Here is a 25,834-nt window from a genome sequence, read left to right on the forward strand (position 1 = left end):
CGACGTTCGGGGGCGTCACTGGCCCGCCGGCGGCGGCCCGGTCCCGACTCGGGGGGTCCCGGGGGCGCCGACCACCGCGGTGTCCCCGGGGACACCGGGGAGATCGGGGGCCACCGCCGCCCGGGAACATCGCTGCCCGGGAACATCGCCGCCCGGGGACATCGCCTCCCGGGGACATCGCCGCCCGGGATCGTCATCGTGCTCCGCCTTGTCCGGCTCATCCGGAGGCTTTCGTGTCGGGTTTATCCCTCTGGACAGGCAGGGCGGACGGCCGCTGCGGCTTCGGCCTGGGCTTCGCGGTTTGAGCAGGGTGGTCAGGGAGTCGTGGGGCCGGGGGCGCTGACGTAGGCGACACTGGCGTAGCTGTCGGCGGGGCGCCCGGCGGCGTCGACGCAGCGCACGGCCACCGTGACGGCCGTGGGCGCGCCGGCGGCGACCGGGAGTTCGTTCGCAGCGCAGCGAGCGGTGGGCTCGCCGTAGGGGGTCACCTGAAGCGCATGCGGGGTCCGCGAGACTCCGGGGAAGATCACCCGGTAGCGGCCGACCCCGACCCGACTGATCTGGTTCGTGGCCCCGGTGCTGTTCGCCGAGTACCAGGCCCAGGCGTTCACCGGCGGGCCCGGCGGGACCTGTTGGATCGGCCCGCCCGGGCGGAGGACACCGGTGAACGCGTGGCCGAAGCTGGCCGCGCCGGTCGGGATGAGCGCGTGGCCGCTGGTGTAGAGCAGCACGAACGGGCTGTCCGTCCAGACCGACCCACGCGCGCAGCCGACGAACACCGACTGGCGGTCCTTCTTCACCACCCGGCCAAGGGCGTTGCACCCGACGGGACCATCGCCAATCGCGTTGACCTGGAGGTTGTTGCCGTTCTTCGCGAACGCAGGCCCGGTCAGGTCGATCGTGTAGTGCCCGGCGCCGACCCGGTGGACCTCGATCGTGCCCGGCCCGCTGACGCTGTAGGCGTTCGTCGGGCGGGAGGTGGCGGCCGACGCGGCGTCGGACCGGAGGTAGGCGTACGCCCCGCCCGACGACGGCGACGGGGACGCGGTGACCGGGGACGCGGTGACCGGGGACAGGGTGCCCGGGGACGCGGGCGGGGTCGAGGTCAGGGACGCGGTGTCCGGCACCTGGGTGAACAGCGCGCTGAAGGCGGAGTCGACCGGCGCCCCCGCGGCGTCGCGGCAGGTCAGGTCGACCTGCTCGTCCCGGCCAGCGGCGCCCCAGCCCACGACGTGGCAGGAGACGACCGGCGCGGTGGTCTCGACAACGGCCGCGGCCGGGTCCAGCGCGGTCACGATCGCGGCGCCGCGCCCGGCGGCCACGGCGATGCCGGGGAAGGTGACACGGTAGCCGCCCGGCTGCCGCCGCACGACCGTGACCTGCGCGGCAGCGCTGCTCGACCCGCCGGCGGTGTGCCAGCTCCCCGCACTCTGCGCCGCCGGGATCGCCGTGGGAGCGCTCCCTGAGCTGCCGGTCGCGGTGACGCTGGCGAATCCCCACACCGGCGCCGCCGTCGCCCCGGGGCCGCCGGTCGGCGTGGCCGAGCGGGCGGCCCCGCCGTCGCCGCGGTGGTCGCCGTCCGAGCAGGCGGCCAGGGCCAGCAGCGCCGCCGCGCAGCCCAGCGCGCCGGTAACCCGGGCGACGCGGCCGGCCATCCTCGCCATACGGTGCCTTTCCCTCATGTCCAGATCTCGCCCTCGCGTCAAGATCTCGTTGCCACGACAGTGACACATCCGGGGCGCGGAGAGCCGCCCGAGACCGGTGCGAACCCTGTCAATCCGCTGACAACCGGTCCGTAAGGGGAGTCGGAGCCCCGACAGTCCTGCAACAGGGGACACTCACCTAAGATTTTCCCACGTGATCCGCCGTGCCGGCGGGTCGGGGACACCATGATCGATCAAGGGTCGGTGCGCGACACCGGCGGGCCCGCGCCCAGCGCGTCGCCCCGCCCGGACCGCGGTCGACACGCGGCAGGCAGGGGTACAGGTCGATGGCGTCATCGGATGCTGATGTGGCGGCGCGCGCCGTTCCGCTCGGCCCGGACGACCCCCGCGAGCTCGGCTCGTACACGCTGCTGGGCAAGCTCGGCCAGGGCGGCATGGGCATGGTCTACCTGGGACGCTCGGAGAAGGGCCGGCTTGTCGCGATCAAGGTGATCCGGACGGAGGCGGTCGGCAACCCCGAGTTCCGGGCCCGGTTCCGGCTGGAGGCGGAGACGGCCCGGCGCGTCGCCCGGGTCTGCACCGCCGAGGTCCTCGACGCCGACCCCGACGCCGAATGGCCCTACCTCGTCACCGAGTTCATCGAGGGCGAGACGCTGGCGCGCTACGTCCAGCGCAACGGCCCGCTCGCCGACGCCAACCTGGAGCAGCTCGCGGTCGGCGTCGCCGCGGCGCTGACCGCCATCCACAGCGCCGGGATCGTGCACCGCGACCTCAAGCCGGCCAACGTCATCCTCTCCCCCTTCGGCCCCCGGGTGATCGACTTCGGGATCGCCCGGGCCGTGGACGCCGGCAGCGGCCTGACCGGCGACCTGCAGCAGCTCGGCACGCCCGCGTTCATGTCCCCCGAGCAGATCGAGAGCCAGCCGATCACCTCCGCGGTGGACATCTGGGCGTGGGGCGGCCTGGTCGCCTTCGCCGCCACCGGGCACTACCCGTTCGGCGACGCCTCCGCCCAGGTGCTGCTCTACCGGGCGCTGCACGAGGAGCCGCGCCTCGACGACGTCGACCCGGCCCTGCGCCCGATCGTCTGGCTCGCCATGCGCAAGGACCCGACCACCCGGCCGAGCGCGCAGCAGCTCATGCTGCGCCTGCTCGGCGACCCCGCCGGCACCGGACCGGACGCCGCCGCCGCGGTCGACCCGCAGGACGTCACCAACGTCCTGCAGGGCTGGAACCTGCCCGCCCCCGGCGCCACCGGCCCGGGCACGGGAAACCCGACCGCAGGCGCGGTGGGCACCGGACCGGCGGCGGACGTCGGCGGGCGCGGGGTAGCCGCCGCGGCGGCGAGGGCAGGGACGGCGGGAGCGGGGGCGGGTGCCGCCGGGTACACCGCCGACCCCGACGCCCCGACCCGGCTGCCGACCGGCCTCGGCGCTCCGGCGCAGCCGCGGCCGGCGGGCGACGGGACCGTCGCCGGCCAGTCCCCCACCCGGGTCGGCGCCGAGCCGGGTGGCCCCTCCTGGCCGGGTGGGCCCGGTGGGAGTGGCGGGATCGGCGGGAGCGGCGGTCCTGGTGCGCCGCCCGGTGCGGGCGCCCGCAGCCGTGGGAACCGCGTGCCGCTGCTCGTCGGCGGCGGCGTGGTCGTGGTCGGCGCGATCCTTGCCGGCATCCTCGCCCTGAGCTCCGGCGGCGACGACAAAGCCAACGACTCCGGCGCCCAGGTGAAGCCGGCTACCGGCACGACAGCGCCGGCGCAGCCCGCGGCGTTCACGCTGCCCCGCTCGGCCGAGCCGCTGAGCCGCGACACCCTCGTCTACGCCTCCAACCGCAACGGCAACTACGACCTGTTCCGGGGCGACGTCACCGGCGACGGCGGCCTCCAGAACGACAAGCCGCTGCTCACCGGCCCGGACAACGACATGCTGCCGGCGATCTCCGGTGACCGGAAGACGGTCGTCTTCTTCAAGAAGGGCAGCCCGAACACGCTGCAGGCGATCGCCGCCGACGGCACCGGCAAGCCCGTGCAACTGTTCACCTCCGGCCCGGCAGCGAAGCTGACGATCGCCAACGACGCCCGGCCGTCCCTCTCCCCGGACAGCAACTTCCTGGTCGTCCGCTCGAGCACCGACGGGACCGGCGCGCCGAACCTCGGCCTGTACGTGGTCAAGTTGGACGGCTCGAGCGTCCAACGACTCAACGCGAAGCCGCAGGCGACCGACCCGGCCTGGTCGCCGGACAGCGAGCGGATCGCCTACTGGTCCAACAAGACCGGCGGCGACCGCGGGTTCATCGTGGTGATCCCGGTCCAGCCCAACGCCGAGGCGACGCCGGTCATCAACGACACGCTCACCACGGACTCCGACCCGGTCTGGTCACCGGACAGCGACAAGATCGCGTTCACCCGGCGGCAGAACGGCGACCTGGAGATCTTCGAGATGAACTCGGACGGCTCCGACGTCCGCCAGCTCACCCACGCGCGCGGCGACGACCAGGACCCCGCCTTCGGCCCCGACGGCCGCATCGTCTTCTCCGGCCAGCGCGACCCCACCAACCCCAACGCCCGCCAGCTCTTCATCCTCAACCCGAACGACCCCACCGCCGGCGACCGCCAGCTCACCACCCTCGGCGGCTTCAACGGCCACGCCCGCTGGAACGCCGGCTGACCGACGCCGGCCTGACCCAGTCCCACTTGCCGGACGGCAAGGTCGCGCCGGCGTAGTCGGCGGCAGGGGCCTGGGCGCGGGCCTGCCGGCCGGCGTCAGGCCCGGCGTCAGGCCCGGCGTCAGGCCCGGCGTCAGGACGCGACCGGCGAGTGGCCGCGCACCGTCCCATCAGGTGACTGCCAGGTGGGGCGCGGCCAGCGAAGAACCACGGCGTCCTCGAAGCGCCGGCTGCCGTCGAGAGCGAACCGCACCCGCCCCGGCGAGGCCAGATCGTCGACCTCGCCACCGGACTCCATTCGACACAAGCCACCGCCGAAAGCACCCCAGGGGCGAGACAGGCCGGCCGGACACCGAAGTTGTCCACACCGGCCATCGGTTGTCCACACCGGCCGTTTCAGACCATCGCGGTCGGGTAATCCGGGTCGAGACTCGAGAGATGGTTCAGGCGTACGAGAAGTACGAGAAGGTTGTCGAACTCGCCCGGCGGCAGGATGATGTCGTCACTCGGGAGCAGGCTCGCCAGCTCGGCATGTCGCATGGCGCGATCGCGCTGCGACGAAGTCAGCACGGTTGGACGTCACCGATCCGCGGAGCCCTGGTCGTCCCACCCGTCCGCGACGAACTACGAGCCCACGCGCGGGCGCTTGTCGCCGTCGGCGGCGGCACGATCTGCGGGCTGACCGCCGCCCGACTACACGGTCTGCCCGGGCTCCTCCTGCGCCGGCCGGAGGAACCGGTGGACGTCGCCCTGCCCGGTGCCGACGGGTACCGCCAGCGGCGCGGTTACCGCCGGCACCGGATGACACTGGGCGACTCGGAGGCCGTCGATCTCGCTGGTCTGCGTGTCAGCTCGGTCCCTCGGACGCTCGAGGATCTCGCGCTTCTGTGCGAGCGGGAGGTGTTCGTCTGCGTGCTCGACGCCATGCTGCAAGGGCGACTGATGACCGAGGGCGACCTGCTCGGCCTACGAGGCCGGGTGGAGGCTCGCCGACATGGTGGCCGCGCCCGGCACTGGTGGACGCTGATCGACGGGCGGGCGGAATCTCCGCTCGAGACACGCCTGCGGCTTCTGCTCGGCGATGCCGGGCTGCTGCCCGAGGAACTGCAGTGGCCGGTCCACGACCCGATGACTCGCCGTCTCGTCGCCCGGCTCGACTTCGCTTGGCCGTCAGCCCGGCTGGCGATCGAGGCTGATGGCGTCGGCCCCCATGGTGAGCCGGAGGCCCTGCATCGCGACCGTTCTCGCCAGAACGAGCTGGTGCGGCTTGGCTGGGAGGTCCTACGGTTCACCTGGCGGGATGTGACCGTCGGGTCGCGGCGCCTGACGGCGACCGTCACCGCCGCGCTGCGCGACGCCGCCCGCCGCGGCGGCACCGCCTAGGGCGCGAGCCACCCGGCCGGCGAGCCACCCGGGCGCGAGCGGCTCCGGACCGGCCGCGGAGGGGGCGTCGGCGGCGGATGCGTGGGAGAGCGCCTCCATGGTTCTTCTGTAGGGTTCGGCACCCGATTTATCCCTACAGAAGAGACAGGTGGCGCCGCTCCCATGCACACCGCCCCAGGGAGGCGGGGCGGGGCGGGGCGCGGCACCGCAGCGGCGACGGGCTAGCGCGGGGGGCCGCTGACGGGGGTGGCGGGGGCGCGCTTGACGGTCTTGGGGTCCATGCGGCGGATCAGCATCGAGACGATGATGATGAAGAGGATGCCGATCGCGGCGCCGGCGATGATGTCGGTGAGGTAGGCCGACGCGGTGTGGTCGTAGAACGGGTCGACGACGGCCTTCGGATTGATCAGCTTCTTGGAGCCGTCCGGGCGCAGCACTCCGGCGAGGGTGATGCGGTTCATGTCGGCGATCGACGACATCGACGCGAACCCCCAGCGCGCCGGCGCGATGTAGGCGACCTGCTCCAGACCGGCGGTGCCCTTGACCGGCACGATGCCACCACTGAAGATCAACTGGGCCATCGTGATCAGGACGAGCAGGGGCATCGTCTTGTCGGCGTTGTCGACCAGCGCCGAGATCACCAGACCGAGCATCGCCGAGGCCAGCGACACCACGATCACTGCGATGAGCATCTCCAGCAGCGAGTTGCCGAGGATGAGCCCCGCCTTGGGTGTTCGCCCGGCCAGCCCGATCAACGTGAACGGGATCGACTGCGCCACCGTGATCAGGATCAGGACGAGGACCTTCGACCCGATGTACGCCGTACGGGACAGGCCGATGGCTCTCTCCCGGCGATAGATCGCCCGTTCCTTGACGATCTCGCGAACCGAGTTCGCCATGCCCATGAAACAGGCACAGAGCACCATGATCAGCAGAATCGTCGGGCCGTCGGAGTTCGGCGAGAACTGTTTGGCCTGCTCGGCGGTCAGCTCGAAGTTCCCGCCGATGGCTCTGGGTATCAGCCCCAGCAGGAACGGGAACGCGATGATCAACCGCAGGTAGGACTTGTCCGACGCCACGACGGCCAAGGTTCGACGACTCAGCGTGACGAGCTGGGAAGCCACCGACTGCTGGCGCAGCGAGGGCAGTTCCTCGGGCGCCGGCCGCGCCGACGGGGCGGTGATCGACGCCGGAACGTAGTACCGCGAGTTACGGAAACGAGCCGCCGACTCGGCGCCCGGCGTCGCCTCCAGGGTGAGGAAGACGTCCGGGTAGTCGCGCTTACCGAAGAAGGACAGCGCGTCCTGGGGCGGCCCGAAGTAGGCGACGTACCCACCCGGAGCCAGGACCAGGATGTAGTCGCACAGATCGAGCTGGGCGACGCTGTGGGTGACCACGATGACCGTCCGGCCGTCGTCCGCCAGGCTGCGCAGCGACTCCATGACGTTCTTGTCCATGCCCGGATCGAGACCGGAGGTCGGCTCGTCCAAGTACAGCAGGGTCGGCCGGGTCAGCAGCTCCAGCGCCACCGACGTCCGCTTGCGCTGGCCACCGGACAGCCGCGACACCTGGGTGTTCGCGTGCTGGGTGAGGCCGAGCTCGGCGAGGACCTCGTCGACGCGGGTGCGCCGCTCCACCTTCGTGACGTCCGGCGGGAAGCGCAGCTCGGCGCCGTACTCCAGGGCCTTGCGGACGGTGAGCGAGGTGTGCAGCAGGTCCTCCTGCGGCACGTAGCCGATGCGGCGCCGCAGCTCGTCGTACTCGGAGTACAGATCACGGCCGGCGTAGCGGACGGTCCCCTTGTCCGCGGGCCGGAACCCGGTCAGGGCGTTGAGCAGGGTCGACTTGCCGGCGCCCGAGGGCCCGACGACGCCGAGCAGCGCCCGACCGGGCAGCTTGAACGTCATGTCGTGCATGAGCTGCTTCTGGCCGGCCCAGACGTTCAGGGCGTCGGCCTCGAAGCTGACGTCGCCGGAGTCGATGTACTCGACGAGCTGGTCGCCCTCGAGCTGGAAGACGTGGTGACCGACGGCGATGACGTCGCCCTGGCCGACCTCTGTCCGGTTGATCCGGCGGCCGTTGACGAACACGCCGTTCGCCGAGTCGAGGTCGGCGATCTGCAGGCCCGACCGGCCGATGTAGAGCTCGGCGTGCCGGCGGGAGGCGAGCAGGTCGGTGATGACGATGTCGTTGTCCCGAGCACGGCCGATCGACATCGTGCCCTGGCGCAGGCGGTAGGTGGTGCGCCGCTCGTGCTCCTGCTCGAGGCTGGTGGAGCCGCCGGCGCGCTCGTCGCGGCGGCGGTCGTCGTAGTCGTCGTAGTCGCGCCCGCGCTGCGCCGGGCTCGTCGGCCCCTGGTGGCCCCGGCTGCCCCGCCCCGAGGTGGGCCGCGGCGGACTGTAGCCGGCGGCGTTGGGCAGCATCGTCTGCATGTCGTAGCCGGGGTCGTAGGCCGGCTCGTCGACCGGGCCGCGACCCTGCGGGAACTCGGGGTGGACGACGACCTCGGGGCCCGTGGGGGTCCCCAGCCGCAGCCGCACCTCGTCGTGCACCGGGACGGACTCGGGCATCCGCTGCCCGTCGATCCAGGTGCCGTTGGAGCTGATGTCGCGGACGACCCAACCGCTGCCGGCCTGTTCGAGGAGGAGGTGACGGCGAGAGACCCGGCTGTCGGCGATGACGTAGTCGGCGGTCCGGGCACGGCCGATGATGAACTGGGCCTCGGCGGGCACGGTGGCCGCACCGGCCTCGGTGACGACTCTCAGGAAGGTCGTCTGCACGTGTTTCCCCCTTCGCGACGGGACGCTGGCCGGGTTGTCCCGCCGAACTCCACCTTGTAACTACGCCAGGTCGTGTCACCAAGCCGAGCGATGCCACCGCTTCGAGCGGCGCCACCGGGGTGACCGGTGATGCCACGCCGAGCGGTCACGCGGGCTGACCGATCATGCCGGAAGTCCGATCGTAGCGTCGAGGGATGACCTTGATCCACCCCGGGTGACGGTTGACCGGCCAGCCGAACGGCGTTCCCGCCGTCGCATTCGACCTCTGGACATCTCTCGGTTTCCTGCCGCCTCTTGATCCTTCGATATGCCGGCTGTCCTGCACGGACCTTCTCCGCCGTCGGCCCAGTCGGGCCGCCACCGCGGCGACCGTGCCACGGGGGCGACAGTGACGACGCGCGACTCCCGTGCGGCACCCTATGAGAATGCCGGCTGGTGGTCCTCGGGAGTGGTATCTGTCGCCGATCCGACCGAGGGGGGACCCGGACGGCTCCCAGCACCTGACCGTCCGCGCACAACCGGTTCACATGACGGCCCCACCGCGATCGCAGCCACTCGCTTCGCGTCCAGAAAATACCTGGGTGCGTGCCCTGCGACGGCGGCAGGCCGGCCCGCGCCCACCCGGCCTGGGCGGGCAGCCGGACGGCCGCGGACGGACCGGGTCCACGCCCGCGGCGGCGACCACGCGGCGGGCGCCCGCGCACTCGGGCCGGTGACGCCGCCCGGGACGGCACCGGGAATGTGGCCGGAATCATGCCCGCCCGGGGAAGATCGGGTTCCGGGCGGGCATGGTCATCGGCAGGCCGGTCAGGATGCCGGAAGAACGACGTCCTTGGCCGTCGCGGTGAGCGACAGCCCGGTGGCGTTCGTCGACGCCTTGACTATCCGCAGGTGGAACGGCAGCCCGGACACCGGGATCGGGATCGGGACCTTGAACTGGAAGGGGATGCTGAAGTTCAGGCCGCCCTTGATCGACAGCTCGGACGGCACCAGGGTGAGCTGGTTGTCGTTGACCTCGAACGTGGTGATACCGCCGATCTGCGTGCTACCCAGCCCGAAGAGGGCGTCGGTGGTGCCGCTCAGCTCGACCTTCTTCCCGCCGTCCACCGGCTTGACCTGGAAGTTGACCGCCTGCTTCGCGAGGAAGGCGTTCAGGTCGGCGTAGGTGATACCGACGGTGGCCCGCACGTCGTCGACGGGGACCTTCCCCACGTTGTCGGTGAGGGCGTCCCCGAGCGGCACGTGCACGCCCTTGAGATGCGCCTTCACCGAGGAGATCTTCGGCCCGGGGGTGGGGATGCCGTCGATCCCGACGCCGATGTCGGTGAACTTGCCGAACAGCACCTGGGTGAGGAAGGGGAACCCGCCGATGCTCACGCTCGTCACCTTCGGCACCGGGTCGCCGGGCTTGAGGTTCTCGGCGACGGACGCCTCGACCTGCTTGCGCATCTGCCCCTTGGCGATCACCACGCCGACCCGGTCGCCCACGACGAACAACACGACCAGCGCGACCAGCACGATCGCCAGCAGCCGACCTCGCCGACGCCGCCGTGGCGGCTTCGCGGCGGCTGCGGTGGCACCGGCCGGCGGCCCGCCGGCGCCGAACCCGTCTCGGGAGGCCCCGCCGGCGCCGGCTGGCCCGTCCTGGCCGATCGCCGCCCCGGAGCCCGGGTCATGGGCAAGCTGCTGTCCGTAGCCGGACTGGTCATAGGCGGTCTGGGCATAGCCGGGCTGCGCGTACCCGGACTGCTGATGCCCGGAGTGCTGATGCCCGGTCTGTGGGTACCCGGACTGGGGATCCTCAGGTCGGGTCGAACCCGGCTGCGGCTGGCCGGCGGCCGCGATGCCGCTCCGACCGATGATCATCGTGCCGTCGGCAGCGTCCTCCGGGTCGGACCAACCAGGCCCGGCCTCACCTCGACGGCGCACGGCCGCCGTGCTCGTCGTCGGCGCGGCGGCGGGCTGATCGCCCCCCGGCCGGGAGCCGACGCCCGATCGCGGGTCAGCGCCCGGCCGCGAGCTGGCGCCCGATCGGGAGTCGGCGTCTCGACCGGCGGCAGCGGTGGGTCCGGCGGCGGCGGTGGGTCCGGCGGCGGGAACGGGCCGGGCGTGGGGTCCGGAGGCGGCGGCGTCCATCGGGCGTACCGGCCGGAACGAGTCGGCCGGCGGAGGCGGGCCCGACGGCCGGAACGACTCGGCGGGCGGCGGCGGCCCGGACGGCGCCCCCGGTCGGGCAGCGCGCTGCCCCGCCGCCGGCGCCGCGCCCGCCGACCGCGTCCCCTTACCGTCGGCGGGCATCACGTGCGTGCTGTCCGCCGCCTGCCCGTCACCGTCGCGTCCGTCGTTCACCGGACCATCTCCTGCCAGTACCGCGCCGGAGCACGCCGTCGCTGTGTGGTCTTCCGCCTGGCGGCTGTCATGCACCAAGCTCTGCCGGATCGTCGCACGTTACGCGCGTCCGGCAGGCCCGCGGGTCCGATCATTCCCGGATCAGGCTTGTCGGATTACCGACCTTCACCCGAAGCGAGCCGGAACAGGCGCCTTCAGCGCTGGTCCGGTACGGTCCGGTACCCACAGCTCACACCTCCAGCGGGAGCTGCGCCACCGCGGTGTCCCGTCTGACCGGTGCCAGGCGGAACACGTCGCCGCGCGGCGCCGCGAACGCCTGCCAGAAGTGGTCCGCGACCTCGGCGGGACGAAGCGGGCCCGTCGGGCTCACCCGCCCGTCGAGGACGACCGTGCGCAGCCGGATCCCGCGGGCGGCCAGCGTCGGGCGCAGCGCCTCGGCGAGCGCGGTCAGCCCCGCCTTGCCGACGGCCAGAGCGAAGCGGCCGGCCACCGGTTCGGTGCGCGGGCTCGCCGTGGTGAGCAGGATCGTCGCTGCCACCCGGTCGTCGAGCAGCCCGGCGGCCACCTGCACGGCGGCAAGCGCCCCGGTGACGTTCACCGCCAGCGTCTGGTTCACCGTCTCGGCCGCCACCGTGAGCGCGGCCCCGCGGATGCTGAGCTTGGCGTTGTAGACGAGCACGGTGAGCCCGCCGATCTCGGCGGACACCCGCTCGACCGCGCCGGCGAGCGCGGTGGAGTCGGTGACGTCCGCGACCGCGCCGGCCACCATAAGCCCCTCCTCCGCCAGCGCGTCGCGCACCCGGTTGAGGGTGTCGGCGGAGCGGGAGACGACCCCGAGCGCGAAGCCCTCCCGCCCGTACCGGCGCACCAGCTCGACGCCGAAGCTCGTCCCCGGCCCGATCACGACGAGGCCGCGCGTCGGCGGCTCGGACGCATCCGGCTCGCGCGGCGCGGTACTGCTCATGCCCACATCCTGGCCGAGGCGGCGCCGCGAGATGTCGGGGATGGCCAGATCGGCCGCGGCGGGACGGCTCAGGTTCGGGCGCGCTCGTCCCGGGCGGCCGAAGCCGCGTTGGCGGCCCGCAGGGGCGCGCTGCGCGCGTAGGCCCACCCGAGCGCGGCACTGACGATGATCATGGGGATGAGCAGGAGAAGCAGAGCGATGACGACCGCGCCAAAGGTCTCCATGCTGTCTGCCTACCCACGATCCGGGGTAGCCCAGCCGGGTGTGACGCACGAGTCGCTCCAGGCCCCGCTGCTTAGCCGGAGGGCCCGGAGGGTTTAGTCGGACGGTGCGGCCTCCGGACAAGCAGGGGAGCCTCCGGACAGGTAGGAGAGCCTCCGGACAGACAGGAGAGCCTGTCCACAGGCCGGCGGCCGGGCGAGCCGGCGGGCCGCGCGGCCGCGGTCAGACGAGGATCCCCGGGTTGAGAATTCCGGCGGGGTCGAGGGTGCGCTTCACCGCGCGCAGCACGTCGACGCCGAGGCCGCCGATCTCGGCGCCGAGCCAGGGGCGGTGCTCGGTGCCGACGGCGTGGTGATGGGTGATCGTGCCGCCCGCGGCGACGATCGCATTGCCGGCCGCCGCCTTCGCCGCCCGCCAGCTCCCGATCGGGTCCGCACCCTGCGCGCACACCACGGTGAAGTAGAGCGAGGCCCCGGTCTCGTACAGGTGGGAGATATGGCACATCACCACCGGCGACAGCCCCGCCGCGCCGAGCGAGCCGATCAGCGCCTCGCGCACGCCCGCATAGAGCGCCGGCAGGGTGGCCCAGAACCCGGCGGTCTCCAGCGTCTCGGCGAAGATCCCCAGATCGAGCAGGGCATCGCGCAGATAGGGCGCCCGGAACCGACCCCGTTCCCAGTCGGGGCCGGCCGCGGCATCCAGCCGCCGCGCGCCACCGGCCAGCAGCACCCCCGCGACCTCGGCGGTGTGACGCTCGACCGCCGGCCCGGACCCCTCGTACCCGGTGACGAGGTGGCAGCCGCCCGGGGGGCCGTCCGCCGCGACGGCCCCGGTCACTGCCACCGGACCCGTCTCCGCCGCCGGACCCGTCTCCGCCGCAGGCCTCGTCTCCGCCGCCGGACCCGTCGCTGCCGCCCGGCCGGTCGGGCGCGGCGGACGGGCGAGGCCGCCGACGGTCTCGGTCTCGTCCGACAGGCGGCATACGGTGGGCCGCAGGTCACCCGCCGCGAGGGTGCGTAGCAGCCGCGTCCCGGTCGCGAAGTCCGGCACTGACCAGCCCTCGAAGATCCGCCGCGCCGGCAACGGCCGCACCCGCGCCACCACCTGGGTGATGACGCCGAAGGCACCCTCGGATCCGAGCAGCAGCTCGCGCAGGTCCGGCCCGGCCGCCGAGGCCGGCGCCCGGCCGAGCTCCCAGGAGCCGACCGGGGTCGCCACCCGCAGCCCGACGACCAGGTCGTCGAAGCGGCCGTAGCCCGCGGAGGCCTGGCCGCTGGACCGGGTGGCGGCGAAGCCGCCGATGGTGGCGTACTCCCAGGACTGCGGGATGTGCCCGAGGGTCAGACCGTGCTCGGCGAGCAGCGCCTCGGCGCGCGGGCCGCGCAGCCCGGCGCCGAGCTCGGCGGTGCCGGACTCCCGGTCCACCCGGCCCAACGCGTCCAGCCTGGCCAGATCGAGGGCGACCACCGGCCGTTCGGCGGGCCCGGCGGGTTCGAGGCCGCCGACGACGGAGGTGCCCCCACCGAACGGCACGACGACGATGCGCTCCCGGCTCGCGAGCCGCAGCACCGCGAGCACCTCGTCGTGGTCCGCAGGCAGCACGATCGCGTCGGGCGCGGCCCAGGCGTCGCCGGCGCGCAGGCGCAGCAGGTCGGTCGTGGACCTCCCGCGGCAGTGGCGGATGCGCGCCTCGTCGTGCATATGGACGTGGCCCGAGCCGACGATCGTCGCCAGCGCGTCCCGGACCGCCGCGGGCAGCCGGGCCGGCGGCAGGCGCACCTCGTCGAGCGGGACCGGCGCGGTGGGCCGCGCCGGGATGCCCAATCGGGCCAGCAGCTCACGAACCTCGTCGGGCAGTGGCTCGTGCGCGGACGCGGGCCCCCAGCCCCACCAGACGGGTTCGGTCGAGCCGATCCTGCGCGCTTCGTCGGTGCTTGTCATCGCCCACCTCGGTTCGCCTGCTCGATCCGGCTCACTGGACTTCGACGCGAGACAGTGTGACAGTCGAAGTAACACTGTCACAAGACCCCGACTCCACGATGGCACAGCCGCAGCGGGTGCGCCCCCGCGACGCCCGGTGCACGATCGCGGCAGTCGACCAGGAGGGTGGCCGCACGATGCTCGACACCGACCGGCACCCCGCCACCGACCGGCACCCCGGCACCGACCGGCGACCCGACACCGCCGTGGCCCCGGGTCGTCCGGTCCGCTGGTCCGGCGAGGACGCCGTCCTCGACGCGGCGAAGGCGTCGCTGCTGGCGGTCGGGGTCCGCCGCACCACGCTGACCGAGGTCGCCCGCCGTGCCGGGGTGAGCCGGATGACCCTCTACCGGCGCTGGCCGGACCTGCGCTCGCTGGTCGGCGACGTGATGACCCGGGAGTGGACACGGGTGGTCACGGCGGCGACGCGGCCGACTGCCTCCGATCGGTCCGGCGGCGACCTGGACGACCTCGTCGACCACGTCATCGCGACCGTGGAGGCGTTCCGGACGAACCCGATCTACCTGCGGATCATCGAGACCGACCCGGAGCTGCTGCTGCCGTACCTGACCGAGCGGCGCGGCGCCACCCAGCAGATGATCATCGACCTGCTGGCCGGGCAGCTCGACGCCGCCGCGCGGAACGGCACGGTGCGCCCGGTGGACCCGGCGGCGCTGGCGGTCATGGTGCTGCTCGTCGTGCAGTCGTTCGTGCTGTCTGCGGGCGCCCTCGCCGGGCCGGTGTCGGCCGCGACGCTGGCGACCGAGCTGCGGCGCCTGCTGCGCGGCTACCTCGCTCCCGACGCCGCAGGTACGCCACCCGTGCGCGCCGCAAGCGTCGGCGGGCCGACCCGGGGCGCGACGCCTTGACGGGTGCCGGCTGGCCGGCCCCGCCGGGGAACACCTCCCTCAACGCGCGGCGGCGCGACCGGGAACTGGCCGCCACCGTCGACGGCGATCCGGTCGACGTGCTGGTGGTCGGCGGCGGCGTCACCGGCGCCGGGGTCGCCCTGGACGCCGCGTCGCGCGGCCTGTCGGTTGCGCTCGCCGAGGCCCACGACCTCGCCTTCGGCACCAGCCGGTGGAGCTCCAAGCTCGTCCACGGCGGGCTGCGTTATCTCGCCGGCGGCGACGTCGCGGTGGCATGGGAGAGCGCGGTGGAGCGCGACATCCTGATGCGGCACACCGCGCCCCACCTCGTCCGGGCACTGCCGATCGTGACCCCGCTGACACCACAGGTGTCCCGCTCGGCGGCCGCGCTGGTGCACACCGGGCTGCGGATCGGCGATGTGCTGCGCCGCGCTGCCGGCACCCCGCACACCGTGCTGCCGAGGCCGCGCCGGCTGACGGCGGTGGAGACCCTCGGCCTCGCCCCCGCGCTGCGGGAGACCGGGCTGCGCGGCGGCCTGGTGTACTGGGACGGCCAGCTCGTCGACGACGCGCGGCTCGTCGTCGCCCTGGCCCGCACCGCCGCCGGCCACGGCGCCCGAATCCTCACCCGCCTTCGGGTCGAACACATCGACGGGCCCGGCGCGGCGGGCGGCGGCGCACCGGCGGCCGCCCGGCACCGCGGCTTCGAGGTGACCGCCCGCGACCAGCGCACCGGGGACGAGATCCGGCTGCGCGCCCGGACTGTCGTGAACGCCACCGGCGTCTGGGCCCCGGCCCTGACGCCCGGCATCCGGCTGCGACCAAGCCGCGGCACGCACCTGGTACTGCGCTCGGACGCCCTGGCGGGAGCCCGCGGGGCGCTGTCCGTGCCGATGCCGGGTGAGCACAACCGGTTCGCGCTGGTGCTCCCGCAGGGTGACGGCCGGGTCTATGTCGGACTGACCGACGTCCCGGTCGATCGGATCACCGACGTCCCCGAGCCCGACGACAGCGAGATCGCCGAGCTCGTCGACGTCGTGTCGACCGTGCTCGCCGCGCCCCTGGACCGCGCCGACCTGCTCGGCGCGTTCGCCGGGCTGCGCCCCCTTCTCGACGACCACCCCCGGCCCGACGACCACCCTCGACCCGACGACCACCCCCGACCCGGCGGCTCTCCCCGACCCGACATCGCCCACCCGGGGCGCACCGCGGACCTGTCCCGGCGCCATCTCGTCCGCACCGATCCGGGCGGTCTGGTCACCGTCGTCGGCGGGAAGCTCACGACCTACCGGCGGATGGCCGCCGATGCCGTGGACGCGGCCATCACAGCCGGCGAGCTGCCCGCCGGCCCCTGCCGGACCCGGCGGCTCGGGCTCGTCGGCGCCGCACCGCGATCGGTGCTCGCCGCGGTCGCGGCACCGCGCCGGCTGGTTGAGCGGTACGGCACGGAGGCGCCGCGGGTGCTCGCGGTCGCCGACGACGACCCTGGACTGCTCGCGCCGATCGTCGATGGGGTGCCGGTCACGGGGGCGGAGCTGCTGTTCGCGGTGTGCCATGAGGGAGCGCTCGATCCGGCGGACCTGCTGGACCGCCGTTCGCGGATCGGCCTCGTTCCCGCCGAGCGGCGCGCGGCGCTCGCCGCCGCCACCCGGCTGTTCGACCATGCGATGACACGCTGACCGTCTCCCCACCGGGTTCACCGAGGCCCTCCACTGGGCCGGACCCGCCAGAAGAGCCGATCCGCTCGGAGGCAGCCGTCGCCTGGTCGTCCGGGCCGGCGGGGCCGGCCGGACTGGCGGGGCCGGCCGGATCGGCAGGGCCGGCCTCGATGGTCGCGGACCAGTGCATCTCGATGCAGGCGACGCCCTCGCCGATCGTCCCGCCGGCGCGGACCAGCCCCGAGCCGCCGGGGCCGAACTCGCTCGCCCGGCCGAACTCGGCCAGGGTCGGCCCGGCGAGAACGGGTCGTCCTGGCGTCGCCGGCACCCCGGCCCGCCGCCCTTCGAGCCGCCCGACAACCCGCGCGTCAGCCGCTGCCGCTCCCTGCACTGGCAGGACAGGCGGGGCCGGCAGGACAGGCGGGGCCGGGGCACGGCGGGCCGGATAGGTGAGGTAGACGCTCGCCTGCGCGGTGCCGAGGTAGCCGGTGAGCACCACGGGCCCCTCCCGGACGGCGGCCAGCACCGCCGAGACCCGGGCAAGGAACTCCCGGCGCACCGGCTCGGGCAGCATCAGCAGGTCGCCGTCCGTCTGGACGGTGACGGCGATGCCCCGCGCCTCGGCCTGTTCGATCGTACCGGCCAGGTCACGCAGCGCAGCGAGGCCGGCACCGCCGAGATCCCGACGCAGCGCCCGGGCACGCGCCATGCACAGGGCACGCACCTCCGGCCGGCCTGGATCGATCCGACCGGCGGCGATGTCGCGCAGCAGCGGCAGGAACCGCGCGTCCAGCTCGTCGAGCCGCCGACGCCGGTCCCGGCGGACGGTGCGGTCCAGCACCCGCCGGCTGGTCAGGTCGGCCTCCAGGTCGTCGGCCCGCGCCCGCTCCTGCGCGCTGGCCCGCAGGACCGGCCCGAACATGGTGACCAGCACCTGCATGATCCACTGCGCGTACACCGCGGCGGCCAGCCTGGCGAGGACCAGCGGGTCGTATCTGCAGCCGAGGCCGAGGCCGATGACGATGCCGACCATGGCCACCGTCGCGAACCCGGCGGCAGCGTAGCGCTCCCGCGGCGGCCGGGACAGCACCGCCAGCGCCACGAGCAGCGGGTTGATCATGGTGGTGCCCCAGCTCACGACCAGTTCACCGGGAGGTTCCACCGTGTTGACCGCGCCGGCGACCGCCGAGGCGACGGCCACCAGCAGCACGGCGGCCGACTCGCGGCGGACCAGCGGCCGGCGGGCGACGACCCGGGCCGTCAGCCCGATGACCACGGCCGTCGTCAGCCAGATCGCCACGCCGGCCGGCATCGACCGGGCCTGGTCCCGGTGCACGATGACCGGGATGAGCGCGGCGAGCCAGCCCACGACCACCGCGAGGGCGAACGCCCGGCGCGCCGCCGCGGCGAACTGCTCCTCCAGCCGGTCGGCGCACGCCGTTTCCGCGGCGACCGGCTGCGGCAGCTCCCACCGCAGCGTGATCCGGGTGCCCTGCCCGGGTTCGGACCAGATGTCGGCGGAGCCACCCACGGCCGCCATCCGGGCGGAGACCGAGTGCCGCAACCCGAGACGGCGGCTGTCCGCGGCCAGCTCCGCCGTCCGGAACCCGCGTCCCCGGTCGATGACGGACACCTCCAGCCGGCCGGGGCCGACCTGGGCGAGGACCCGGGCGTCGCCGGTGCCGGCGTGGGATCGGACGTTGCGCAACGCCTCGCCCATCGCGGCGGCGATGGCGGCGCCGACCTCGTCGGGCACCCACTCGCCCGCCGGCTCCGGCCCGTCTCCCGGCGCGTCGGCCTCCAGCACGACCCGTAGACCGGCGCCGCGCGCGCTGCCGACGGCCTGGTTGATGCGTTCACTGAGGGTGGGACCCGCGTCCGGCCGGCTGGCCAGGTGCTCCTCGACCACGCGCACGCTGTCCGCGCACTGCCGGCGCAGGTCGGCGGCCGGCTGGTCCTCGCTCATGCCCAGGCCGGTGAGCGTGTTGAGGATCGTGTCGTGCAGGAGCCGCTCCTGCTCACGGGAGTCCTGCTCGCGCCCCTCGGCGACGAGCTGCCGGCGCCGCCGGGCGGTCACGTCGCGGTGCTGCCGGTCGGCCTCGACCGCGACCCGACGCAGCCGCCCGGCGGCGTGATGCAGCAGGGCGCCGACAACGAGGAGGATCGCCGTCGCGGCGAACACCTGGGGCCGATGGTGGGCGGCGCCGGCGAGCTGGGCGACCGCCAGCACCGCCGTGGCCACGGCGAACTTCCGGGCCGGCAGGGCGAACGCCGCCGCCACCACGGCGGTGAGCAGGCCGACGAAGGCAAACGAGGCGGGGTCGCCCCGCGACGCGTCAGGCGTCAGCCAGCCCGTGGCCAGCGCGACAAGGGCCGCCAAGGCCACGTCGGCGACCGCCATGGCCCGGCGCGGGCGACGGCGCAGGTGCACGACGAACAGCACACCCCACGCCAGTACGACGACCGGGCCGGCCAGCGCCGCCGGGTGCGCGCGGTACCAGCCGGCCCAGGCGGCGACGAAGACCAGCAGGTAGCCCACCTGGGCGAGCCGCAGCCGGGCGGTGCAGCGAAGCATCACTGTGGACAGCGCCTGCACCGAGCGTCCGTTCATGTCGCACAAGTGTGGACGATAAGGCCGTCGCCCCCTGCCCAAGGGGCAGGTATCCCGCGCGTGGTATCGGGGGTCGCGGGGCGGCCCGCAATCGGAATTTCGCTATTCCCGGCTTCCGCCGCCCTGGCTTCCGCGGCCCCGGCCTTCGCGGATCCCGGCCTTCGCGAGACGCCCGATGGGAGAAGCACCGCTCACCCCACGGTGTCGACGGTGAGCCGGGCGAGGTGTTCCAGGTGCTGGCGGCTGTCGCCGAAGGCGGCGACGAGGCGTTTCGCGCGCTTGTAGAAGAAATGGGTGTCGTGCTCCCAGGTATAGCCGATCCCGCCGTGGTACTGGACCATCGCGGCGGTGGCGTCGCCGGCGGCCTGGTTCGCCTTGCTCTTCGCCACGGCGACGGCGAGGTCGGCGTCCGGCCGGCCCTCGTCGAGGGCGTGCGCCGCGTACAGCACGGCATGCTCGGCCATGGTCACGGCGACGTGCAGGTCGGCGAGATGGTGGGCCAGCGCCTGGAACGACCCGACCGGCCGGCCGAACTGGACCCGCTCGGTGTCGTAGGCGACGGTGCGGGTCAGCGCCGCCCGGGCGACGCCGGCGAGGTCCGCGGCGGCCAGCACCGCGCCGCGGCGCAGCAGGTCCGCCAGCGCCGCGGCGTCCGAGCCCGGCAGGCGGACGGCCGGCGCCCCGGTCAACGTCAACGCGGCGAGCCGGGTGGTGCCGTCGATGCTCGCCTGCCGTTCGATCCGCACGCCGTCGCCCCCGCGTTCCAGCAGGTACAGACCCACGCCGCCATCGCCACGGCCGGAACCGCCACCCGTCGGCACCGCGACCGGCTCGGTGGCCGGCTCGGTGGCCGGCTCGGTGGCCGGCTCGGTGGCCGCGACCGGCTCGGTGGCCGCGACCACGATGACGTCGGCCACGTGGGCGTACTCGACGCCGGAGGCGGCGCCGTCGAGCCGGCCCGCGGCGTCGGCGCGCACGGCGATCCCGCTGCGGCCGAAGCGCCCACCCGGGCCACGCAGCGCCACGGTGGCGACGAGCTCGCCCGCGCCGAGCGGCCCGAGCACGGCCGCGGCCTGCTCGGGCGAGCCGACCCGCCGGACGGCCGCCCCGGCCAGCACGGTCGTCGCCCACGGTCCGGGGACCACCCCGGCGCCGAACTCCCGCGCGATCACCTGGGCGTCGAGGAGGCCGAGACCGAGGCCGCCGTGCTCCGGCGGCACGCACACCGACAGCCAGCCCTGCTCCCCGATCGCGCGCCACAGGTCGGCGGGATGGCCGTCGCCCCGCTCGTCGTCGACGACCGCCCGCACCGCCCGAAGGTCGAAGCGGTCAGCCAGGAAGGCGCGGACGGTCTCGGCGAGGGCACGCTGCTCGTCGGTGAGGGCGAAGTACACAGGCGCGGTTCTCCTGAGGGCCGGGCGGGGCGGGCGAGGGCGGGGCGGGCGAGGGCGGGGCGGGCGAGGGCGGGGCGGGCAGCCTACGACCCTCGGGGCAGGCCCAGCACGCGTTCGGCGACGATCGTGCGCTGTACCTGCGACGATCCTCCCCAGATCGTGACCGAGCGGGTCCAGAAGCTCTCCTGGCGCAGCGCGGTCAGGTCGAGGTCCGCGGTGGGCCGCAGCAGGGCGACGTCGGCGCCGAGCAACTCGTCGAACGTCTCGAACAGGCCCTGGTAGGCCTGCGACCACTGCAGCTTCGTCACCGACGACGACGCTCCCAGATCGCGGCCCTGCTCGACCTCGGTGAGCACGTGCATCGCCTGGTAGTGCAGGCACTCCAGCTCGACCCGGCGCCGGGCGAGCTCCTGGCGCAGCACCGGGTCGCCGGCACGGCCCAGCGCCCGCGCCACCCGCACGATCTCGTCGTAGGCCTGCCGATAGGCGGTGTACTGGCTGATCCCGGCCGCGCCGCGCTCGAACGACAGCAGCAGCATCGCGGTCGCCCAGCCGTTGCCGATCCCGCCCAGGCACTGCGACGCCGGCACCCGCACGTCGGTGAGGAAGACCTCGCCGAACTCGCTGACCCCGCTCATCTGACGGATCGGACGCACCTCGACCCCGGGGGCGTGCATGTCGATGAGCAGCAGCGACAGGCCGCGATGACGGCTGCTGCCGGGCTCCGTGCGGACCATCGTGAAGATCCGGTCGCCACGGCCGGCGAACGTCGTCCACACCTTCTGGCCGTTGACGACGAACTCGTCACCGTCGAGCACCCCGCGGGTGCGCAGGGCGGCGAGGTCGGACCCCGCGTCCGGCTCCGAGAAGCCCTGACACCAGATGACCTCGTTGCGCAGCATCGGCCCGATGATGTCGGCCTTCTGCTCCGGGGTGCCCACCGCCATGACGGTCGGGGCGAGGAAGACCAGGCCGAGGCTGTTCACCGAACGGGGGGCGCGGGCGCGCACCAGCTCGGAGTCGTGGATCGCCCGCATCGCGGGGGTGCCGCCGCGCCCGCCGTACTCGACCGGCCAGTCGATCCCGGCGAACCCGGCCAGCGCCTTGCGCCGCTCCCAGTCCCGGCGCAGGTCGAACGCCTCGTCCTCGCCGACGGTGGCCCAGAAGCCGGGTTCGGTCCAGGCGGCGGGGATGTTCGCGGTCAGCCAGGCGCGCAGCTCGGCGCGGAACTCCTCCGCCTCCGGGGGATAGCTCAGATCCACGTGGTCTAACCCATCTTGTCGGCGTGTGCCCGCCACGGGAGCCGGGCTCAGTCCAGACCGTAGTACTCGATAACCGCGTGGTGTGCCGGTCGCCGACCCCGCCGACCCCGGCGACGCCTCGGCGCCCCCCGCCGGACGCCCGCCGTTCACCCGCGCACAGGCGCCGGTCACCGCCAGCCGGCACGATGGGGATGCGGTCGCCGCGGCACCGCCCGGACCCGCCCACCTGAACCCGGACCCGCCCACCTGAACCGGGACCCGCCCGCCCGAAGGAGGACAGCCGCCCATGACGCCGACCAGGCACGCAGCGCCGACCGCGGGCCTCGATCCTGCCCGCCGCGCCGAGGCGCTGCGCAGGATGCGCACCGAGATGATGGACGTCGCCGTGATCGGCGGTGGGGTGACCGGCGCGGGAGTCGCGCTGGACGCCGCCACCCGCGGACTGTCGGTGGCCCTCGTCGAGGCCCGCGACCTCGCCGCCGGCACCTCCAGCCGCTCCAGCAAGCTGATCCACGGAGGGCTTCGCTACCTCGAACAGCTCAACGCCCCGCTGGTCCGCGAGGCCCTGCGGGAACGATCCCTCATGCTGGACACCCTCGCCCCGCACCTCGTCCACAGCGTCCCGTTCCTGCTGCCGCTGACCCACCACGGCTGGGAACGCGCCTACATCGGCAGCGGCGTGCTGCTGTACGACACCCTCGGCCAGGGCCTGGCCCGCATCGCGCCGGGCGGCGACGGGACCATGCCCCACCACCGGCATCTGAGCCGCAAGGCGGCGCTGCGGGTCTTTCCGTCCCTGCGCTCCGACGCCCTCGTCGGCGCCATCCAGTACTGGGACGGCCAGGTCGACGACGCCCGGCACACCCTGTTCGTGGCGCGGACCGCGGTGCGCTACGGGGCGCTCCTCGCGACCAGCGCACGGGTCACCGGCCTGCTCCGGGAGGGCGACCGGGTCGCCGGCGTCACGGTGCTCGACCTGGAGTCCGGCGACGAGATCGCGCTGCGCGCCCGGCAGACCATCAACGCCGCCGGGGTGTGGACCGACGAGATCCAGTCGATGGTGGGCGGGCGGGGGCGGCTGTCGGTCCGGGCGTCGAAGGGGGTGCACATCGTCGTCCCCCGCGACCGCATCCACGGCGAGACGGGGCTGATCCTGCGCACCGAGAAGAGCGTGCTGTTCGTCATCCCCTGGGGCAGCCACTGGATCATCGGCACCACCGACACCGACTGGAACCTCGATCTCGCCCACCCGGCGGCGAGCAGCGCCGACATCGACTACCTGCTCACCACCGTCAACCGGGTGCTGCGCACCCCGCTGACCGCGGACGACATCATCGGCGTGTACGCGGGCCTGCGGCCGCTGCTGGCCGGCGAGTCCGAGGACACCTCGCAGCTCTCCCGCGAGCACGCCGTCGTCACCCCCGTGCCGGGCCTGACGATGGTCGCCGGCGGCAAGTACACGACCTACCGGGTGATGGCCGCCGACGCGGTCGACGCGGCGGTGAGCGGGATGAACCGGGCGGTGCCGGCGTCGTGCACGGAGAAGATCCCGCTGCTCGGGGCCGACGGCTTCCCCGCCCTGTGGAACGCCCGGGAGAGCCTCGCCCGGCGCGCCGGGCTGCACGTCGGGTGGATCGAACACCTGCTGCACCGCTACGGCACCCTCGCGGAGGAGGTGCTGGAGCTCGCCGCGTCCCGCGCGGAGCTCTCCCGGCCGCTGCCCGGGGCGTCGACCTACCTGGCCGCCGAGGCGGTGTACGCGGTCACCCACGAGGGGGCGCTGCACCTGGAGGACGTGCTGACCCGGCGGACCCGCATCTCGATCGAGACCCCCGACCGCGGGGTGGAGGCGGCCCGCCACGTCGCCGAGCTCATCGCCCCCACGCTCGGCTGGGACGCCACCGCCCGCGACCGCGAGGTCGAGCACTACCTGGCCCGGGTGCAGGCCGAACGGGCCTCGCAGCGGCAGGCCGACGACGCCACCGCGGACGCGGCCCGACTCGGCGCGCCCGACGTGCGCCTGGGTCGGGCCGAACGCCGCACCCCCGCCCCGGCCGCCGGCTGAACGGGTTTTAGTAGGCCGGCGCGAGGAACGACGCCTCCATGGACACCATTCTCTGGATCATCGCGGCGATCTTCGTCATCGCGGGGGTTGTCACGATCGTCCGCGGGGGTCTCATCTACGGCATCGTGCTCATCGTCGTCGGCCTGCTCATCGGCCCGGGCGGTGTTTCGGTGTTCAGTTGACGCCCGTGGTTCCGCCCTTTGCCGAGAATGAAGGCCGGGCGAAAGACGGGATTACAGGCCGTATTCCTCCAGCAGGCGGAGCCACACCTCGCTCACCGTCGGAAACGAGGGCACCGCGTGCCACAGCCGCTCGACGGGCACCGCGGCGACGATCGCGATCGTCGCCGCGTGGACCATCTCCTGGGTGTCCGGGCCGGTGAACGTCGCGCCCACCAGGACCCGCCGGGACTCGTCGACGACGATCTTCGAAGTGCCGGTGATCCCTTCGCCGCGCACCGACGCCCCGGCCACCCCACCGGTCGCGACGCTGACCGCCCGGACCGCCAGGCCCGCCTCCCGCGCGGCCCGCTCGGTCAGCCCGACCGCACTGACCTGGGGATCGGTGAAGGTCACCCGTGGGATGGCGAGGCCGTCCGCCACGTCACGGGCAGGCTCGCCCGCGGCGTCCCGGCGGCCGGTGATGACGTCGGCGACGATCCGCGCCTGGTACTTGCCCATGTGGGTGAGCAGGGCGCGGCCGCAGACGTCGCCGACCGCGTACAGCCAGCCGCCGTCCACCCCGACCGCCAGGAGACGGTCGTCGACCTCGATGAACTTCCCGGGCGGCAGCCCGACGGCGGCCAGGCCCAGGTCGCCGGTCGCCGGGGTGCGTCCGACCGCCACCAGGATCTCGTCCGCCACGACGGCCTCGCCCCCGGCGTCGTCGCCCCTGGCGTCGTCGCCCCTGGCGTCCGGCCCCGCCGCGTCGGCGAGGGTGACGGTCACCGGGCCGCGCGGGGTCGCGGAGTCGGGGCGGCTGCGACGCACCTCGACGGCCCGGGTGCCGAGGCGCACCGTGATGCCGTCCGCCTCGAACGCCGCGCGTACCTGCTCCCCGGCGAACTCCTCCTCCCGGGCGAGCAGCCGCGGCGAGCCCTCGACGAGCGTGACCTCGGCGCTGCCGAGCCGGCGGAACGCCTGGGCGAGCTCCGCGCCGACGGCGCCGCCGCCGAGTACCACGAGGCGGCGCGGCACCGAGCGGGCGGCGGTCGCGGAACGGTTGTCCCAGGGGTCGGCCTCGGCGAGACCCGGGATCGGCGGGACCGTCGCCCGGCTGCCGGTGGCCACGACCACCGCCCGCGACGCGATCAGCACCCGGCGGTCGCCGTCGGCGGCGGTGACCTCGACGTGGCGGGGCCGGCCGGTCAGCCGGCCGGTTCCACGAACGAGCGTCACGCCCTTGTCGGTCAGCCACGGCACCTGGGAGTCGTCCGAGAAGCCGCCGACCAGCCGGTCGCGGCGCGTGAACACCGCCGCGGGGTCCAGCGCGCCGGTGACCGCCGCCGCGGCGCCGGGCACTCGGCGCGCCGCGGCGAGCACCTCCCCCGGCCGGATGAGGGTCTTGCTCGGGATGCAGCCCCAGTAGCTGCACTCGCCGCCGACGAGCTCCCGTTCGACGATCGTCACGGCGAGCCCCGCGTCGGCGCACCGGCCGGCGACGTTCTCTCCGGCGGGGCCCGCGCCGATCACGATCACATCCACCTGCGCGCCCTGTGCCCGGGCGCCCTGTGCCCGTGTGTCCGCCTGTGTGTCCGGGGCCATGCCCGTGCCTCCCCACCGTCGCCGCCAGATCACCGCAGCCGGGGGGCTGGCCGGGCGGTGGTAAGGGATCCGCTGCTTTCTCGACCCCGAACCGTCATCTGCCGCCGGCAGCATGGCGGGGGACGGCCCGGTCGTACCGTACGCGCGGGAACGGTGACGAGAAGCACCCGGCCCGAACGGACGGCGCGCCGCCCGTGACCGGGAGACGC

Annotated in this window: 16 protein-coding genes and 1 pseudogene; 6 read left to right on the forward strand and 11 right to left on the reverse strand. The window is 74.2% G+C overall.

The window, feature by feature from the left end; genetic code table 11:
• Window positions 1-314: 314 nt before the first annotated feature.
• Window positions 315-1,664: a hypothetical protein gene (locus tag FF36_RS07890; protein ID WP_044884332.1), complete on the reverse strand. Its 1,350-nt coding sequence runs from the start codon at window positions 1,662-1,664 to the stop codon at window positions 315-317.
• A 326-nt stretch (window positions 1,665-1,990) separates the two neighbouring features.
• Between FF36_RS07890 and FF36_RS07895 the strand changes: the two genes are divergently transcribed.
• A complete protein-coding gene (locus tag FF36_RS07895) occupies window positions 1,991-4,327 on the forward strand; it encodes a protein kinase domain-containing protein (protein ID WP_044884333.1) in 2,337 nt (778 codons plus the stop codon).
• Window positions 4,328-4,458: 131 nt separating this feature from the next.
• Here FF36_RS07895 and FF36_RS35360 read toward each other — a convergent pair whose 3' ends face one another.
• Complete coding sequence (locus FF36_RS35360) at window positions 4,459-4,623, reverse strand: hypothetical protein (protein ID WP_157866925.1); 165 nt, start codon at window positions 4,621-4,623, stop codon at window positions 4,459-4,461.
• 140 nt (window positions 4,624-4,763) lie between these two features.
• Here FF36_RS35360 and FF36_RS07900 point away from each other — a divergent pair, with 140 nt between their 5' ends.
• Window positions 4,764-5,708 (forward strand): DUF559 domain-containing protein, encoded by a 945-nt coding sequence (locus FF36_RS07900; RefSeq protein WP_052681004.1) that lies wholly within the window; start codon window positions 4,764-4,766, stop codon window positions 5,706-5,708.
• Window positions 5,709-5,929: 221 nt separating this feature from the next.
• Here FF36_RS07900 and FF36_RS07905 read toward each other — a convergent pair whose 3' ends face one another.
• From FF36_RS07905 to FF36_RS07920, 5 genes are all read right to left on the reverse strand, one after another.
• Window positions 5,930-8,488, reverse strand: coding sequence for an FHA domain-containing protein (locus FF36_RS07905; RefSeq protein WP_044884334.1), 2,559 nt, complete (start codon window positions 8,486-8,488; stop codon window positions 5,930-5,932).
• A gap of 807 nt (window positions 8,489-9,295) precedes the next feature.
• Window positions 9,296-10,837 (reverse strand): LmeA family phospholipid-binding protein, encoded by a 1,542-nt coding sequence (locus FF36_RS07910; protein WP_044884335.1) that lies wholly within the window; start codon window positions 10,835-10,837, stop codon window positions 9,296-9,298.
• Between the two features lie 229 nt (window positions 10,838-11,066).
• Window positions 11,067-11,801: an SDR family NAD(P)-dependent oxidoreductase gene (locus tag FF36_RS07915; protein ID WP_044884336.1), complete on the reverse strand. Its 735-nt coding sequence runs from the start codon at window positions 11,799-11,801 to the stop codon at window positions 11,067-11,069.
• A gap of 68 nt (window positions 11,802-11,869) precedes the next feature.
• Window positions 11,870-12,025: a hypothetical protein gene (locus tag FF36_RS35865; protein ID WP_173667251.1), complete on the reverse strand. Its 156-nt coding sequence runs from the start codon at window positions 12,023-12,025 to the stop codon at window positions 11,870-11,872.
• 220 nt (window positions 12,026-12,245) lie between these two features.
• Window positions 12,246-13,964 carry an FAD-binding oxidoreductase gene (locus FF36_RS07920; protein ID WP_044884337.1) on the reverse strand — a complete coding sequence of 573 codons (1,719 nt, stop codon included), beginning with the start codon at window positions 13,962-13,964 and terminating at the stop codon, window positions 12,246-12,248.
• Between the two features lie 98 nt (window positions 13,965-14,062).
• Between FF36_RS07920 and FF36_RS07925 the strand changes: the two genes are divergently transcribed.
• Together FF36_RS07925 and FF36_RS32515 are read left to right on the forward strand one after the other, a co-directional pair.
• A complete protein-coding gene (locus FF36_RS07925; protein WP_236705654.1) occupies window positions 14,063-14,872 on the forward strand; it encodes a TetR/AcrR family transcriptional regulator in 810 nt (269 codons plus the stop codon).
• Window positions 14,869-16,551 carry a glycerol-3-phosphate dehydrogenase/oxidase gene (locus FF36_RS32515; protein ID WP_082121758.1) on the forward strand — a complete coding sequence of 561 codons (1,683 nt, stop codon included), beginning with the start codon at window positions 14,869-14,871 and terminating at the stop codon, window positions 16,549-16,551. The genes FF36_RS07925 and FF36_RS32515 overlap by 4 nt, the downstream gene beginning before the upstream one ends.
• A gap of 1,450 nt (window positions 16,552-18,001) precedes the next feature.
• Here FF36_RS32515 and FF36_RS40345 read toward each other — a convergent pair.
• The 3 genes and pseudogenes from FF36_RS40345 to FF36_RS07940 form a co-directional block, all read right to left on the reverse strand.
• Window positions 18,002-19,141: pseudogene (locus tag FF36_RS40345) on the reverse strand (sensor histidine kinase); the annotation flags it as partial.
• Window positions 19,142-19,332: 191 nt separating this feature from the next.
• Window positions 19,333-20,535 (reverse strand): acyl-CoA dehydrogenase family protein, encoded by a 1,203-nt coding sequence (locus FF36_RS07935; RefSeq protein WP_044884339.1) that lies wholly within the window; start codon window positions 20,533-20,535, stop codon window positions 19,333-19,335.
• A gap of 83 nt (window positions 20,536-20,618) precedes the next feature.
• Window positions 20,619-21,797, reverse strand: coding sequence for an acyl-CoA dehydrogenase family protein (locus FF36_RS07940; RefSeq protein ID WP_044884340.1), 1,179 nt, complete (start codon window positions 21,795-21,797; stop codon window positions 20,619-20,621).
• Between the two features lie 286 nt (window positions 21,798-22,083).
• On the opposite strand from FF36_RS07940, the gene FF36_RS07945 reads away from it, so the two are divergent.
• On the forward strand, window positions 22,084-23,862 hold the full coding sequence (locus FF36_RS07945) for a glycerol-3-phosphate dehydrogenase/oxidase (RefSeq protein WP_044884341.1): 1,779 nt from the start codon (window positions 22,084-22,086) through the stop codon (window positions 23,860-23,862).
• A gap of 38 nt (window positions 23,863-23,900) precedes the next feature.
• Complete coding sequence (locus tag FF36_RS35870; protein WP_165699166.1) at window positions 23,901-24,044, forward strand: GPGG-motif small membrane protein; 144 nt, start codon at window positions 23,901-23,903, stop codon at window positions 24,042-24,044.
• A gap of 51 nt (window positions 24,045-24,095) precedes the next feature.
• On the opposite strand, the gene FF36_RS07950 is transcribed toward FF36_RS35870, so the two are convergent.
• Entirely contained in the window at window positions 24,096-25,625 is a 1,530-nt protein-coding gene (locus FF36_RS07950) for a dihydrolipoyl dehydrogenase family protein (protein WP_044884342.1), read from the reverse strand.
• Between the last annotated feature and the right edge of the window lie 209 nt (window positions 25,626-25,834).

It is taken from the genome of Frankia torreyi, from assembly GCF_000948395.1.
Lineage (GTDB): Bacteria > Actinomycetota > Actinomycetes > Frankiales > Frankiaceae > Frankia > Frankia torreyi.